Annotated in this window: 9 protein-coding genes; 3 read left to right on the top strand and 6 right to left on the bottom strand. The window is 50.8% G+C overall.

The window, feature by feature from the left end; all coding sequences use genetic code 11:
* The first annotated feature begins 127 nt into the window (after positions 1 to 127).
* From ABEB26_RS21505 to ABEB26_RS21495, 3 genes are all read left to right on the top strand, one after another.
* Positions 128 to 1,915: a hypothetical protein gene (locus ABEB26_RS21505; protein WP_345724137.1), complete on the top strand. Its 1,788-nt coding sequence runs from the start codon at positions 128 to 130 to the stop codon at positions 1,913 to 1,915.
* Positions 1,916 to 1,980: 65 nt separating this feature from the next.
* Entirely contained in the window at positions 1,981 to 2,646 is a 666-nt protein-coding gene (locus tag ABEB26_RS21500) for a hypothetical protein (RefSeq protein ID WP_345724136.1), read from the top strand.
* Between the two features lie 174 nt (positions 2,647 to 2,820).
* On the top strand, positions 2,821 to 3,486 hold the full coding sequence (locus tag ABEB26_RS21495) for a hypothetical protein (RefSeq protein ID WP_345724135.1): 666 nt from the start codon (positions 2,821 to 2,823) through the stop codon (positions 3,484 to 3,486).
* A gap of 411 nt (positions 3,487 to 3,897) precedes the next feature.
* Here the strand turns inward: ABEB26_RS21495 and ABEB26_RS21490 are convergent, their stop codons facing one another.
* From ABEB26_RS21490 to ABEB26_RS21465, 6 genes are read right to left on the bottom strand one after another with little or no spacing between them, the layout of a single operon-like run.
* Positions 3,898 to 4,485 (bottom strand): hypothetical protein, encoded by a 588-nt coding sequence (locus ABEB26_RS21490; RefSeq protein ID WP_345724134.1) that lies wholly within the window; start codon positions 4,483 to 4,485, stop codon positions 3,898 to 3,900.
* Positions 4,486 to 4,500: 15 nt separating this feature from the next.
* Positions 4,501 to 4,926 carry an acyl-CoA thioesterase gene (locus ABEB26_RS21485; protein WP_345724133.1) on the bottom strand — a complete coding sequence of 142 codons (426 nt, stop codon included), beginning with the start codon at positions 4,924 to 4,926 and terminating at the stop codon, positions 4,501 to 4,503.
* A 3-nt stretch (positions 4,927 to 4,929) separates the two neighbouring features.
* Positions 4,930 to 10,656, bottom strand: a complete 5,727-nt coding sequence (locus ABEB26_RS21480) for a type I polyketide synthase (RefSeq protein ID WP_345724132.1) — start codon at positions 10,654 to 10,656, stop codon at positions 4,930 to 4,932.
* Complete coding sequence (locus tag ABEB26_RS21475; RefSeq protein ID WP_345724131.1) at positions 10,653 to 11,570, bottom strand: enediyne biosynthesis protein UnbU; 918 nt, start codon at positions 11,568 to 11,570, stop codon at positions 10,653 to 10,655. The genes ABEB26_RS21480 and ABEB26_RS21475 overlap by 4 nt, the downstream gene beginning before the upstream one ends.
* Positions 11,571 to 11,588: 18 nt before the next feature.
* On the bottom strand, positions 11,589 to 13,505 hold the full coding sequence (locus ABEB26_RS21470) for a CRTAC1 family protein (RefSeq protein ID WP_345724130.1): 1,917 nt from the start codon (positions 13,503 to 13,505) through the stop codon (positions 11,589 to 11,591).
* Entirely contained in the window at positions 13,502 to 14,455 is a 954-nt protein-coding gene (locus ABEB26_RS21465; RefSeq protein ID WP_345724129.1) for a DUF1702 family protein, read from the bottom strand. The genes ABEB26_RS21470 and ABEB26_RS21465 overlap by 4 nt, the downstream gene beginning before the upstream one ends.
* Positions 14,456 to 14,766 lie beyond the last annotated feature (311 nt).

Here is a 14,766-nt window from a genome sequence, read left to right as displayed (position 1 = left end):
GCGGTGTGGATTAACCGCCCAGTCGGGCCAGCTGATCCGTCGATCGCGGTGGCATTGCGCGAATAATCCTTCTTTAATCGTCCGTTTGCTCCGTTGTCATCTGTTTCACCGTGCTTGACACATTCCGTTGAGCAACCCCATTCGTACCATCGCTCAGTTTCGTGATGATGGGCTGAATGGCGATGTATTGGCCAATGATGGAGTTTTTATTGCCCGTGGAACAACGACATGGACGACTGCTGGTCAAAAATCGCTTGTGGTTCAATCCCAACAAGTTTTTGGACAACCGTTGCTGATCGCAACCCTAGGTATTGAGGTCGTCGCAAAACGCCCTGATGCTGAATGGGATGTGTTCTTTGATACGTTGGATGCGGCGGGAGCACAGTTTGAGCAACTTAAAAGCCGCCTAACGATTGTTGAAGCCCAATTTGAGTTACTCAATTGGTTAGAAAACCAGCCAGGGGTTGCCCAAGTACGGCTGATCGATCAACCAAGAATTGAGATTGACTACGATTCGGGCTTGAGCAACAGCATTTGGGTTGAAGATCCAGAGAATGCCACCTTGGGCGCTAGCAATAGGCCAAGTCCAAACACCAGCCTCGCCAGCAGCATTGAACCAGAGCCGATTGCTGATCGCATGCTTCCGGTCGCCAATACTGCACCGATTTTTACCAACTCCAATCGGGCGATTATCTTAAACTCATTGCCAAGTGGTAATACTGTTGCTAATACCAGCGTTCCGAATGTTCGTGCTTATTTACAGGCAGCCAGGTTTACCGTTGAAGTCTATCAGCAAGCCGATGCACGCATTCCACTGTATAAGCAATTAGATCAGTATGGGGTGATTCATACCATCGGCCATGGATACTACACCGGGGTCGCTAACAGATATACCATTACGACTGGACATCTAGCAACAGCTGCGGCACAAAGTGAATATCGTGCAGATATTGATGCAAAGAACATAAGCGTAGATATAAAAGATGGTAAAACACTTTTAAATACAACCATTCGTTTTTATCAAACTTACTACAAGGGAAAAACATTCCCCAACAGCCTCTGGTCTCTTATTCATTGTAATTCAGCTGAGGAAACCGACTTATCCAGCCTCCTCATCGGTAAAGGAGTGAAAGGCTATGTTGGCTTTGATGGCTTGATTCCCAACGATCCCGGCTGGACATGGGGAGCCGATGGACCTAACTCACTCTATAAGATAATGGGCAAACAAGGCTTTGACTTGGGAACAGCATTTAATAGCATACCAGCCAATCAAAAAGAGATTGTCTACAACCTCCTAACACCTGTCGTTGGCACAACCACACAACACACATATCTGCGGCTTGCTGCTGGCTCGAGCGAAAATCTTAAGCTATCGAGTCATGGCTTTACCAACGGTAATTTTGAGGCAGGAAGTCTGTTGGGATGGAGCCATCGCACGGGAGTTTGGGCCAATGCCTTTGCGGTGCCAAGCTGGGCACAGCCAAATCATGGTTTGTATGCGGGCCATATTGGGAAAATGATTTACCCACCCGAATGTGGCACGTGTAATCCTATCCCCATGACCAATGAGCTATTTCAATATGTCGATTTGCTATCGAGCACCAAGTTTTTACGCTTCGATTATGCCTATTCAACCTATCTCCCAAGCAGTGGCTGGATCGAGGTATCGCTACAATCGCCCTCAAATGGCGCGATCCTTGCGACCTATCGCTTAGCCCAATATCCAGGCAGTGGTACGCGAGGAGCTAGTGATTTTTGGTATACCGATATCCGAAGCAGCAAAATTGATATTCGCACAGCCTTAAATCAGTCAGGATTTAAAGGTCAATCGATTCGAGTGAATTTCCACAATATTCAACAAAACGGCAACGCCCAAACCTTCTATTTGGATAATGTGCGGATCGCTGATTTTTAATAATGTAAGCCGTAGCAGCAACCTTAGGTTGCTGCTACGGCTCGTTTAAATAGAAAGAACGAGTAATGATTAACGAAACAACTTATCGGGTTGCAGCGGTGAATGAGCCATTGTTACGCTATGGCTGGTTAGGCTGGTTTCTGGCGACATGGCTTGGTGGTTGGTTAGCTGAAATTGTTCTCCCATTTCCTATTGATTATGTCTGGATATTTATTGATGGTATTGTTGATAACCCACTACTCGAGCAATGGTTCTACTGGATCATTGATATTTGGAGTATGTTCTTGTTGCTCCCGCTTGTAATGATGTCATTATGGGTCATCGTTCTCCCTATACTCAAGCCCTATCGTTATCATTTACTTGGTCTCGGTATCGCAAGTATTTCAATTGATAGGTATGCGGAAGCATACGATTCATTGTATCAAACAGGACTTTTAGGAGCAGTCGGAGGATTTTTACTGGGATGGGGTTTGTATCAAGCAACAAAACAAATGATCGAAAAAGCGTGGCTATTAATCCCTGCTAGCAGTATTGCATTTGGTATAGCTCAAAGCCTCTTTGTTCAATTTGCATGTAGTAACGATGATGGTTTGTTCGGTTGTAAAACTGGGCATTATGCCGGAATTTATGCTCTCGAATACTACCTTGGGCGTGGGGCACAATGGGCGGTGTATGGGCTGATCACTGCGTTGGCATTGGGTTTGTTGAGCCAACGGCGAGCTGAAGTATAAACGGTTAGTCCCTCACCCCAACCCCTCTCCCGCTGCGGCAGGCGAGGGGCTTTCATTTGTTGGTTCTGCAAGGTATGCTGGGATCGTGCAACCAACCTGCGATAAATCTGCACTATCGCCCTCGTGATAGCAACGATACTATGAGCAGAACTCTTTTGAGCAGGAGCATAATTGATGCAGACGACACCAACCTATCGGGTTGCGGCGGTGAATGCGCTATTGTTACGCTATGGCTGGTTGGGCTGGTTTCTGGCGACATGGCTTGGTGGCTGGTTGGCTGAAATTGTTCTCCCTTTTCCAATTGATTACTTCTGGATGTTTATTAATGGGATTGTTGATGACCCATTACTTGAGCAATGGCTCTACTGGATTATCGATGTCTGGATAATGTTCATAGTGCTTCCAATTGTGCTAGTAGCACTATGGATTATTGTTCTCCCTATCCTCCGTCCCTGCCGATATCGTTTAATTGGGTTAGGTATCGCAAGTATTTTACTGGAGCATTATGTTCATACCAATGATGCATTTTATCAAACTGGAATTTTGGCTGGGGCTGGTGGTTTATTATTGGGCTGGGGCTTGTATCAAGCGATTAAGCCAATAATTAGGAACGCATGGGTGTTGATTCTAGCTAGCGGCATTGGCTTTGGTATTGCCCACATACTATTTACCAAATTTGCCTGTAGCAACGACGATGGATTATTTGGGTGTAAATTTGGACATGTTGCCGGAATTTATGCCCTCGAATACTACTTTGGGCGGGGGGCACAATGGGCGGTGTATGGGCTGATCACTGCGTTGGCACTGGGTTTGTTGAGCCAACGGCGAGCTGAATTATAAACTGTTCTGTCGCTCCCTCACTCCAACCTTTCAAGGGTAGGTTTTAACAATCATGGGGTTGGATTCACCGTTGATTTTCACGCCCTCACCCCCTAGCCCCCTCCTTTCAAGGGTAGGTTTTAACAAGGATTGAGTGGGATTTGGAATCGATGTTTATGCCCTCACCCCCTAGCCCCCTCTCCCGCACGCGAGCGAGGGGGAACCATCCGAATCATGACCATTGGAAAGCCCCTCGCCCGCCGCAGTGGGAGAGGGGTTGGGGTGAGGGATCTAAAAACCTACCCTTGATACCTTGTAAGAAGCCCCTCCCCTGCCGCAGCGGGCGAGGGGCTTTCATTTGTTGGTTTTGCCATAATGTATGGTGCTCCCTCTCTCCCACGTTCAGTGGGAGAGAGGTTGGGGGTAAGGGCATTAAATCGCTGGCTTTTGATGCCAAGCGCAATTACAGGTTGGAGTAGTTTTTTCGCCAATTGGTGGCAACACATGGTAGAACATGGCGACCATCATCGGTAAAAACACCACAATATTGTAGAATAGGTGAAGCTCCATACGGGCATAGAACAGTTGCAAAATGCTGGTGCGAGTGGCTGCGCCAAAGAAAGTTGTGCCCAGCAAGGCTTGCAATAGCAACAGAAAATGTTCAAAGTGATGCCAAACTTGCAATCCTAAGGCAATATTCCACCAAATGCGTGAGCGTCCTTGGAAGGCTGGCCGCAACATAATCAAGCCTACCAGCATCACAATCGCATAGCTGTAATGCAGCCATTCCGAGCTAATCAGCCATGGAAAGAACATACCAAGCACGCCATTAGCTTCGGAAAGCTTCCAATTCAGCGAATAGACTTGAAAGGCTTGGCTGAGATGTTCGGCCCAATGGGCGGCCACAATCACCAAAAAGGCGTAGCTAGCGCGTTTATGCCAGCGTCCGTTGAGCAATTCCATCAATCGGCTGAAACGAAAATTTCCACGGTTGTTGGTCATGGTTGTTGGTTGATGCATGCGATCTTCCTCCTTTTATTGATAATAGCGTTGCAGCGCCGCACGTAAGGCTGCTGGAAATGGCTCAGGCTGGAGTTCATCGCCTGTCCGTCGCATACAGGCAATGCCCTGTTCGCCTTGCGCTACCAGCGTGCGGCTATCAGCGTTTTGGCGAAAATAACGAAAGCTCATCAAGGCACGATTTTGCAACAGCTCCTTGAGCCGCATTTCGATCACCACATCATCAAAAGCAAATAGCTCAGAGTGATACTCGCAACTAACCGAGGTGGTAACCAAGGCTAAATCATGAGCCAAAGCCTGTACCAACTCTGGCGTATGATCGCGCAGAAACATTTCGCGGCAACGCCCTTGCCACAGCACATAATTGGCATAATAAACATTGCCAACTAAGTTGGTTTCTTCAAACCCAACAATATGCCGATATTCATAGGCCTCGTGCATGGTTTAGGCTCCTACCAACATACTAACCACAACTGGCAGCTCTGCATCACGCACATTTAGCGGCTGCGATACAATTCGATACTGACCAGTCTGCAATACCAACCAACTATTTGAGGCTTGCGGCTCAAAGCGCAACGGGCTATCGAAGGCAGCGCCAACTTTGCTCAAACATTCCAAGGCTGTCCAAATCTGGGTTGCCGTTTGGCCAAGCGTCCAGCCAGTTTGCTGTTGAATGACCTTGACCAGTTGCATGCGCTCAGCGCCAAGCAGATCAAGCCATTGCTCAATGCTGCGTGGGCTAATTGGCTCAATGTCACAGCTAATCGGCTCTTGAGCGGCAACTGCTAGGGTCAATTGGCCATGATGGCTAGCCGAAACCGCATAATCTGCTATTTCGGGCTTACCATCGCTGCGCCGTTGAATTGGCAGAAGTTGGCCGATTGCTCGTTGTAGCGCCAAATCGCTGCGTTGTTGGCGTTCGAGCGCTGGATCAGTTTCGACGGCAATAGTTAAACTGGTTTGTGGGAGCACTTGGCGCACTTGTCGCTCCAGATATGCGCCAATCAAACTAGCAGGCCATGCGCCTTTATAGCCGCTGCCCTCGACGAGTTGCAAGCGCAAACCCTGCCATTCTTCCACGACTTGGCCTTGTTGATCGATGGCGATCACATCATAGGTGAACATGTTGCCATCCCAAGCGCGTTCTTGGGCATAAATCGTCCAATCGCTTGGCTGATTGGGGGTTTGGCAGATAATCCGTTCAACTGCAACTGGCAGGACTTGGGCATAAGGCACACACACTTGCAAAGCATGAATCAAGGCATCGCGCATGCCCGCATCGCCTAAAACGCTGCGCTGCGGCAGATAGCGCCCGAACCATGGCTCGTTGCGTGTCGCCAAATTGGCAATGCAGTGCCGCGCCGTCAAATAGCGATAGTTTTGCAAGCGTTGGAATCGGCCTTGATGGAACAGCAACGGCTCATACACATCAGCAACAGGATCAAGCGTGAGCACTGGCCAGTCAATTTGGTTGGGTGCAGCACTGAAGTTGGCGGGCTGATCGAAGCGAGCAACCGCGCTAAAGTGATCAACTTGAAATAAGGTTTCTTGGCTGCGAATCGCTAGTTTGACCACGCCCTTGGCTACTTGCAAGCTACAAATCCGAATCGTCAGTGGCTCGTTGGTGGGAACAACAATGGGCCGTTGGAGTGCAACCTGCTCAAATGTTGGAATCTGCTGCGAGCCAGTTAAGGCCATGGCAACTTGGGCCATGGCTTCGAGGCCAATCACCGTCGGAAAGAGTTGTTCGCCGTGATAGCTATGATCAACCACATATGGGTCGTTGCTCGACGAGAGTTGAGCCTCAACAATCAATTCGATCTGCGGATAATACAAACATTGGCGCTCAAGAAAGCGCAGGAATGGTAGCTCTGGTTGAATCGTTTGCAAGGTTGGTAATTCGCCATAGCGTCCAGTGACGACCACATGGCTGCTAGCGATTGGGTTAGCCAGCAAACGTAGCAACAAGTTAATTCCCGTATCGGGCGGAATTGGGCTGATGCCAGCTTGGAGCAATTGATCGACCCCGCCCAGCCGCACTCCCATGCCCACATCCGACCAAATCGACCATTCGATGCTAAGCCAGCGACAATTGGGATAATCGTGTTGGCCTTGTTCGATGATTCGGCGCATTTGTTCGTTGGCCACGGCATAATCAGCATCGCCCGCCAAGCCCATGCGCCCGATGATCGATCCAAAGCCAACCACAACGCGCAATTGCTGCTGATCGAGCGCCGCTAAAACGTTGTGCAAACCTTGGACTTTGGGGGCTAAAGTTGCCTCAAAACTGGCTCGATCAAGGTTGCGAATCAGGCTGGGTACGTTGCGGGCAGCGCCATGCAGCACCATCGTCACTGTGCCTAATTGATCTTGAATGGCATTAATTGCCTGTTGCACGCTGGCAGCATCGCCAACATCGACCGCCCAATAGCCAACCGTGATGCCTGCGGCCTGCATGCGCTGCAAATTTTGAGCTAATTCACGGTCGTGGCTTGGTTGCGAACGGCCCAATAAGGCCAATTTTGCTCCGCTGGCTTTGGCGATTGCATAGACACTTTCGGCGGTGATGCCTTTGCCGCCGCCAGTCGCCAAAATCAGATCATCGGGGCCGAGCGGTAATTCGCTACTGTCGCCAAGCGTGATCAATTCTAGGATTGGGCTGGTGCGTCGCCCGTTGTGATCATAGTGAGCTTCGAGATAGCCAGTGCTGGTCAGCGCTTCGGCCACGATCCAATCACAAACTTTGGGCGCATCGATTGGTACATGCACCGCTGCGACCGCTAATTGCGGATTTTCCAAGGCCAAGGTGCGGGCAAAACCTGCCAAGCCCTCGCCATGTTGCACCAACACAAAATGCTGAGGGTTGCGTTGGCTCAAGGCAAATTGGGCAGCCTCAAGCAAACGCTTAATCGTTGCCCCATCAACCGTCTCGCCAACGCAAACTACCACGCCTTGGCCTGCTTGCTGTTGAAATACACTGCTCAGCGTATTCGCTAAAGCATAATCTGGCTCATGGAACAATTGCCATTGGCTGGCCAAACGGCTGATTTTGGGCGCTGGCACTGGTTGCTCAACCAACGTGATCACGAAACTTTCGACCCACGGCGCAATGCCTGGGTAGCCCGGGGTAACACTGGCTGTATTAGCGCTGTTTTGCAATTCGCTGATGGCTTGGGCCAATTGACCAACTGTGGCGTTGGCATAGCTGGTTGGGGCCAAAGGCGGTTGCAAGCCCAAAAGGCGGGCCGCCTCGCTAACAATCTGGCCAACGGTCAACGAATTAAGGTGCAAATCGCCAAGCACATGGTCGCTATCGTTGATTGAGGCCAGTGGTAACTCGCTGCGAGCAGCCACCAACTCACGCACAATTTGCAGTGGCTCAGTTGCATTGCTGCTACTTGGGCTGACAAGCTGGGCGCTAGGGCTGGAAGCGAGGCTCAAACTTGGCTGGTGATCATCAAGTTGGGCTGGGGCTGTTTCACAAGGGTTGGTCAAAAAGCTTGGTTCATGGCGTAAATCAAATGGGCGGCTGAAGCGGGTTTGGGCTAGATAGCTCAAATCCAACGGGCTGCCTAGCACAAAGGCTGCCGCGAGGCTCTTGAACAAGCCAGCTAGCGAATTGCTTTCAATCTCCAAGGAAACTGCGGGCACGCCGATACATTCGCTGGCCAAGCGGCTCAAAATCGTGCCCGGGCCAACTTCGATCAACAAATCGCACTCGCTCAGGCCCTCAATTGCCTCAACAAAACGCACTGGATCAGTCAATTGTTGACTGAGCAAGCTGCCAAGCTCAATCTGAGCACTAAGTTTTGTACCAGTGATGGTTGAATAGACGGTGCTTTGCAATGGCTGAGCGCTAATGTTCGCGACATGCGCTTGGAGCACTGGAATCGCTGGCTGCATCATTGGCGAATGAAAAGCATGTGAAACTGCCAAGTTGGTGGCGGCCAAGCCTTGCTGCTGTGCCCGCTCAACCAGCGTGCTCATGGCCTCGCGGCTGCCAGCAATCACGGTTTGCTGTGGCCCGTTATAGCCAGCAATCACCGCTTGATCGCCGTTGATCAAGCTTTTGATTGTACTTGGATCTGCGCCGATGCTGGCCATGCCACCATTAGCTTGACCATAATTCGCCATAGCATGGCCACGCGCTTGAGCCAACTCGATTAAGCTCGCTTGATCGTAGGCTCCGGCCCAGTGCAAGGCGCTTAATTCGCCCAAACTATGGCCAACCGCAGCGCTGGCTTGCAGCTTGAACTGCTTGAGTAAATCCAGACCAGCCAACGTTGCCCGCACAATATTGGGCTGAGCGTTGGCAGTGTTAATTTGCTCGGCTTGGCTGAGTTGGGTTTGGCTCAAAAATGGCTTTAATTCGGCAAAGCGCTGAAATACTGCGCTTTTGGGGTTGGCTTGGGGTGCACCTTGACCAGGAAATAGCAAACCCAGCGTTGGTTGTTTTTTGCCAATTCCAATAAAAATCTGTTGTTTGAAATCAAGCTGTTGATTAACTCCCGCTTCAAGCTGAGCGATCAACAGATCAAGTTTGGTTGCCAGTTGACGCGGATTATTGGCAATTACGGCGGTACGAGCCAATCCTGTGGGATTGGCTTGGGCATAGTGGTTGGCCAAATCGCTAAGTTCGGCATAGGAAAGTTGTTCGGCGCGTTGGCGTAATTGCTGCAATTCAGTCAGCAAGGCTTGACGATCAGCCTTGGCAACGACAATTAATTCGAGATCTTGGCTGTGGTTTTGGCCAATAAACGGCTGCCAATTGCTGGCTGGTTTGGCTTGCTCAGCTTGTTCGAGCACGATATGGGCGTTGATGCCGCCAAAGCCCATACTGCTTACGCCTGCGCGACGCGGGGTGTGCTCAGGCCATGCTTCGGGTGCATCGAGCACACGCAAGGTTTCCAAGGCACTGTGTGGTTGTTCGCAGCCAGTGGTTGGTGGCAAAATTGCGTTATGCACTGCCATTGTGGCTTTAATGAAACCAGCAATGCCTGCTGCTGCTTTGGTATGGCCGATGTTGGCTTTGATCGAACCAACTGCGGCGATGGGCAAATTGGGATTCTGCACTTCAAGTCGGGCTTTGGCAATCGCTTGCAATTCAGTTGCATCGCCAACTGCCGTACCCGTGCCATGGCCCTCAAAATAGCCCACTTGATCAATATTGAAGCCAGTGCGCCGATAAGCACGTTTGAGCATTAGTACTTGGCCAGCAACTTCGGGCCGGGTGATCCCGCCGCTGCCATCCGACGAAATGCCCCAACCGCGAATCACGGCATAAATCGAGCGTTGCTCAGCGTAGGCATCCTCGGCTCGCATCAAGGTGACAAAGCCACAGCCCTCGCCTGGCCAAAATCCAGCCGAGCGTTGGTCGTAAATGCGCATCAAATCTGTTGCTAAGGCTCCAGCGCGGGCAAAACCAACCAACTCAAATGGATCAAGACTGAGATCGACCCCGCCCGCCAAGGCTACATCAACTTCGCCGCTGGCAAGCGCAGTGCAGGCGGTCGTTACCGCTAATAATGATGATGAACATGCACCATCAACGCTATAGCCACCGCCCATGAGATCAAAATGGTTACAAATTCGGCCTGCAATCGTGTTGGATAAACCGCCTGCCAAGGTTTCGGCATCGACAATCGGGAACGGTGCTTTGTAGTTTTGTTCGAGTTGCTGCAAAAATTGACCACGTTGCTCACTCGACCAGCCTTCTGCTGCCAAACCAGCCGCGACCACCCGCCTTACAAATGGCCAACGTAAGCGCAAGGTGTTGGCGCGTGAAAACTCACCAGTTAACGTATTGCCAAGATACACTCCGGTGCTTTCGCGCGGCAAGCCCTGACCATCGGCAAAGCCAGCATCGCGCAAAGCTTGGTCGGCAACATCGAGCGCTAACCAATGGGCCATGTCGGCGGAACGAAAACTATGGCCAGGCACGCGAAAACGCACCCGATCAAACTCGTAATCACGCAAAACGGCGGCATATTCAACGTAGGTGCTGTCGATCGCTGCCGGATCGGATGAAATATAATCGAGATTATTCAAGCGTTGGTTGGGCATGCGCCGAAAAGCGCGGCGCTTGGCGAGGGCCATTTCCCAAAGAGCCTTGGGCGAATCGGCATCGGGGTAGCGACATGCTACCCCGACGATGGCAATAGCGTGGCTCATGCTTCTGCTCCTGAGGCTAGGTTTGGTTGATTTTGGGTTGCTGCGAGGCGTTTAGTGTTCCAAGCATGGTAGTGTAAATAGGCTCCACGCACAATACACACCAAGGTTAGGGCAATAAATAGCGTGTAGGGAATATGCAAGATGATCAATATTCGATAAACTGCTGCGACGCTCGCGCCAAAGGCAAATTGCATCCAACCACGGCTGGGCGTTGTGCCGGGATCGGTGATCATATAGAAGGTAAATAGGGCAAAAGCTAAACTGCTCATCGGCAAGAGCGAGGCATTCAAACTATGCCCAGTCACGAACATGGCAAATAGTCCTTGCAACACAAACCCACCAACCCAGCCAATAATTAATGGTAAGCGTTTGGTGAAATTGATGTTCAAAAACGAGCCGCTGATGATAATCACCAAAGGCAGCAACAAATCGGCTACGCCATACAGATTTTCGGTAAAGTGATAGGCCGGAGCGCTAGCCACCGACGTAAACAGCAGCAAGGTCACGGTAATGCCAAAATTCGATGGGTTGAGAAAGTGGCGATAGCCCTTGCCCAGCGGCGCACGCAACAAAATTTTGGAGCAAATTGCTACGGCTGAGGCAAAAATAATCGGCGTAACGCGCTGATTCGAATACAGCAACATACTAATCGCCAAGCCCGAAATATGCGCTGGCAACAGAAAATCGACCAATTTGCCAAAGCCACCCATAAAATTGGGCTGCTGCTTTTGCTGGCGAGCCAGCATCAATTCAAACACAATTTCCAGGCCATAGGTGGTTGCCAAGGCGGCCAGCACATACGACCACGGCTGCTCAAAGCCAAAAATCGTGCGGCCAAGAATATTCAGCAAGCTGATGGCGATGGCAAAACGGCGCAAGGCCATAATTCGAATATCAGGAACGGCGGTTTGCATACAAAACTCCTTGCGCAATTATTGGCCAAGTACCAAAGTATGGTTGCCCGGGCTGAGCTGAACGACGCTGGTTTGAACGCTGCCATCAAGGCCACGCCAGCGCAGGGTTACTTCAAGCTGGGTTTGTGGATCAAGCGCCCCCAAGCCAAAGTGCAGATCGTAGCTGCGTTTGCCTGAGTGACCATTGCCGCCATCAACTTGGCTGGTAAGTGTGCGACCATCGGGTAATTTAACCGTGACATGTGCCCCAATCGCTGGAATCGCGGCGCTAGTTGGTTGGAAACCTGTAACGCTGCTGGCCTTGTCATCAGTTGCGATGCGTAGGCGTAAACCAAGCGCTTGATTGCTGTTTTGGCTGGTGTTGTGGTAGAAGATCGAATCTTCCCATTGGTTGGCTGCGGCAAAATCGAGCTTGCCATCGCCATCAACATCGCCAACCGCAATGCCACGGCTGACGGTTGGTGCAAAGCCCAGCGGTTTGGCAAGGTCGTAGTAGCGGCCATCGGCGGCTTGGCTGAAAAATGGATTAATTTGATGGCCCGCAATATCGTCGCCAGCGCTGAAACGCGGCCAACTGGCGGGGTCGGCTAGCAATTGATCGTTGCCTGTGGCCAATTCTTGCAGCTCAGGCCAACGATTGATGTTGCCTTTGACAAAGCCCGTGGCTTGCAAAATCTCGTCGCGCTGATCGTTATTGAAATCAGCCAACTTAATATCCCAAGCCCAACCGCTGCGCCCAAAACCAAGTTGCTCGCTTTGGTCGGTGTAATCGGGCAATTCACTTTGATCGAGTTTGGCGCTGGGGTCGCTGACATAGGCAAAATTGCTTTCGTGCAAACCAAACGGCGTGGTGATGTTGCTCACAAATATATCGGGGTGCTGATCGCTGTTGAGATCGCTGAAATCAACGCCCATGCCTTTGAACGAATCGTGGCCTAGCACTTTGGATGTGGGAATCGTGAAGCCACCACTGCCCTCAGCTAGCTCTAATTTGATCGTGCCAGGCGTTGATCGATTGATCAAAAAGCGATCTGGGCCGAAATCGTTGCCAATATACAGTTCGGGCAACAGATCATTGTTAAAATCGTAGGTTCCCAGTGCCAACGTCCAGCCGTGGTTCAACTCGCCGCTGAGTACATCGGGCACAGCCACAAATGGCGCTTGCTCGGCGCTGGTTTGCTGCCAAAGGAAAAAGTGCTTATCGCCGCCGTTGAATGCGCGTGACATCGAAGCTTGCATGGTTTGCTTGCGGCTCGATTTGGCATCGAGAATCGCCGCGCCATCAGGAAAATAATTGGCAAATAGCAAATCCTGATGCCCATCGCCGTCGAAATCGCTGACCAAACCAGTGTTGGTAAACCAGCGCTCGCCTGTGGTTACAAGCTCTTGGGCGACATAGCTTTGGCTGCTGAGATCGACATTTGCCCCTTGATATTGCTGCACAAAGATAATTGGCGTGCGACCCCAGTAATACACAATCAAATCGAGCATGCCATCTTCGTTGATATCGCTGGGCAAACATCCCATCGGAGCCATCGTGCTGGCATCGTATTTGAGGCTGCTTGGATCAAGCGCAAAGGCTGGATAACGCGCGTTGCTGGCTTGGGCTGGCTGTACCACCACTTGATCAATCCGCGTATCGACATAACAAATATCATTGGATAAACCATCGTTATCGAGATCGTTGAGGGCAATCGCCGCCCCAACCGACGAGATCCAAGCATCAATATGGACCAAACTTGGATTAACTGGGCGAATAAAGCGCTGAGTATGGCCCGCCAATGGGGTAAGGGGCTGCTGCGCAAAGCCAAAACTTTGGCTCAAATCGGCTTGCTCAGCCTGGGAAAGCGTTGGTGGTTGGGCCACAATAAACGTGCCAACTAGCACCGCGACAGCCAGCAACTGGGTTTGGTATTTCAACAAGGTCTGTTTCATACGGCGACGGCCTCTTTCTTCAAGTAACAAGCCCGAATCAACTCTTGCCAATGGTGGTATGAGTCAATTGATCCATCCTGGTTGACACTGAGAAGTTGTTGATCAGTAATAGCCGCCGCTTCAGCCACGCTTTGCTGGCATAAAATCTGGCAGGCCAACTCACTATGCTCAGGGATGTACCCAGCATGAAGACGTGTTTTGGCGGCAAAACTTACCCCCTGAGCAATCGCGGTGCTATAGGTTTCACCCAATTCAGCGATGGCATGCAAGGCTTCGGGATTGTTGCTGCCAGCGTAGGCACAAGCTAAGCCAATTCCGGCCCAGAGGTTAATCTGGCGCTCTTGGGCAAAACGGCTGATCACATTGGCGATCATGCGTGGGTTGGAACTGGTGACAAACCACAAACTACGGCCCAGCCCTTGGTCAAAAATCGCCAGTTGTTTGGCATCGAATTTTTTGGGGTGGTGCTGCTGGATGAACGACTCGTGCCAAGCGAAATAGCCTTGATGAAAGCCATAGCCATCGAGCACCAACCAGCGTAAGATCGGGTCAAGCGCTTGCACCACCTTTGGCAGCGTCCAGCGCATCCGTGCAACGGCCCAACCAACCCCAACATGAATAACATAGCGTTGATGCTGGCCTTCGTTGGCTAAAAACGCTTGGACGCGCTGGCCTTTCCATGGCGTAAGTTGATCAAGGATTGCCAAGCCCATGCCTGCGCCTTCGAAGCCGAAACCCTGTAATTGGGGGTCGATCTGCTCAAGTTGCTGTTTGAGTTGGCCTAAGCCTTGGTTATCGAGCGCAGCGTGATAGCCATGTAAAAATGTTTTGCCGATTCTTTCAAGCCGGGCTTGATTTTGCGTATCGCCGATGGGAAACCCGCGCCGCGCAAATGTCGCTTCGAGTGGAGAGAGACGCAGCGGGTACGTCAAGACACGGTTAAGCAACATAGAGCCTGCCTTCCTTGTACTGAGATTGTCTACCCTGTTGTTGATAGTTATCTAGATAGCTCTATAAGGGGGAGTGTTTAGCTACAATCTTTCAGATAAGGCCTACACTGTCATAGGACTATTGTGCTATATTCTGGTGATGAGTATTGCGGCTAGTGAGCACAACAATAGCGTACTACCAAGGGCTAAATCGTTGTGATTCAATGATATTCTAAAGGCTCGGTTATAGGATATTGACGATACTTGTGGCTTGAGTGATGGATGAGCATGCTTGGAATGTCGCTAGAGTACCATAATTGTCTAGGATTAAT

It is taken from the genome of Herpetosiphon gulosus, from assembly GCF_039545135.1.
Classification (GTDB): domain Bacteria; phylum Chloroflexota; class Chloroflexia; order Chloroflexales; family Herpetosiphonaceae; genus Herpetosiphon; species Herpetosiphon gulosus.
Note: the sequence above shows the minus strand (reverse complement) of the source record. Positions and strands in the feature narration are given on the sequence as shown.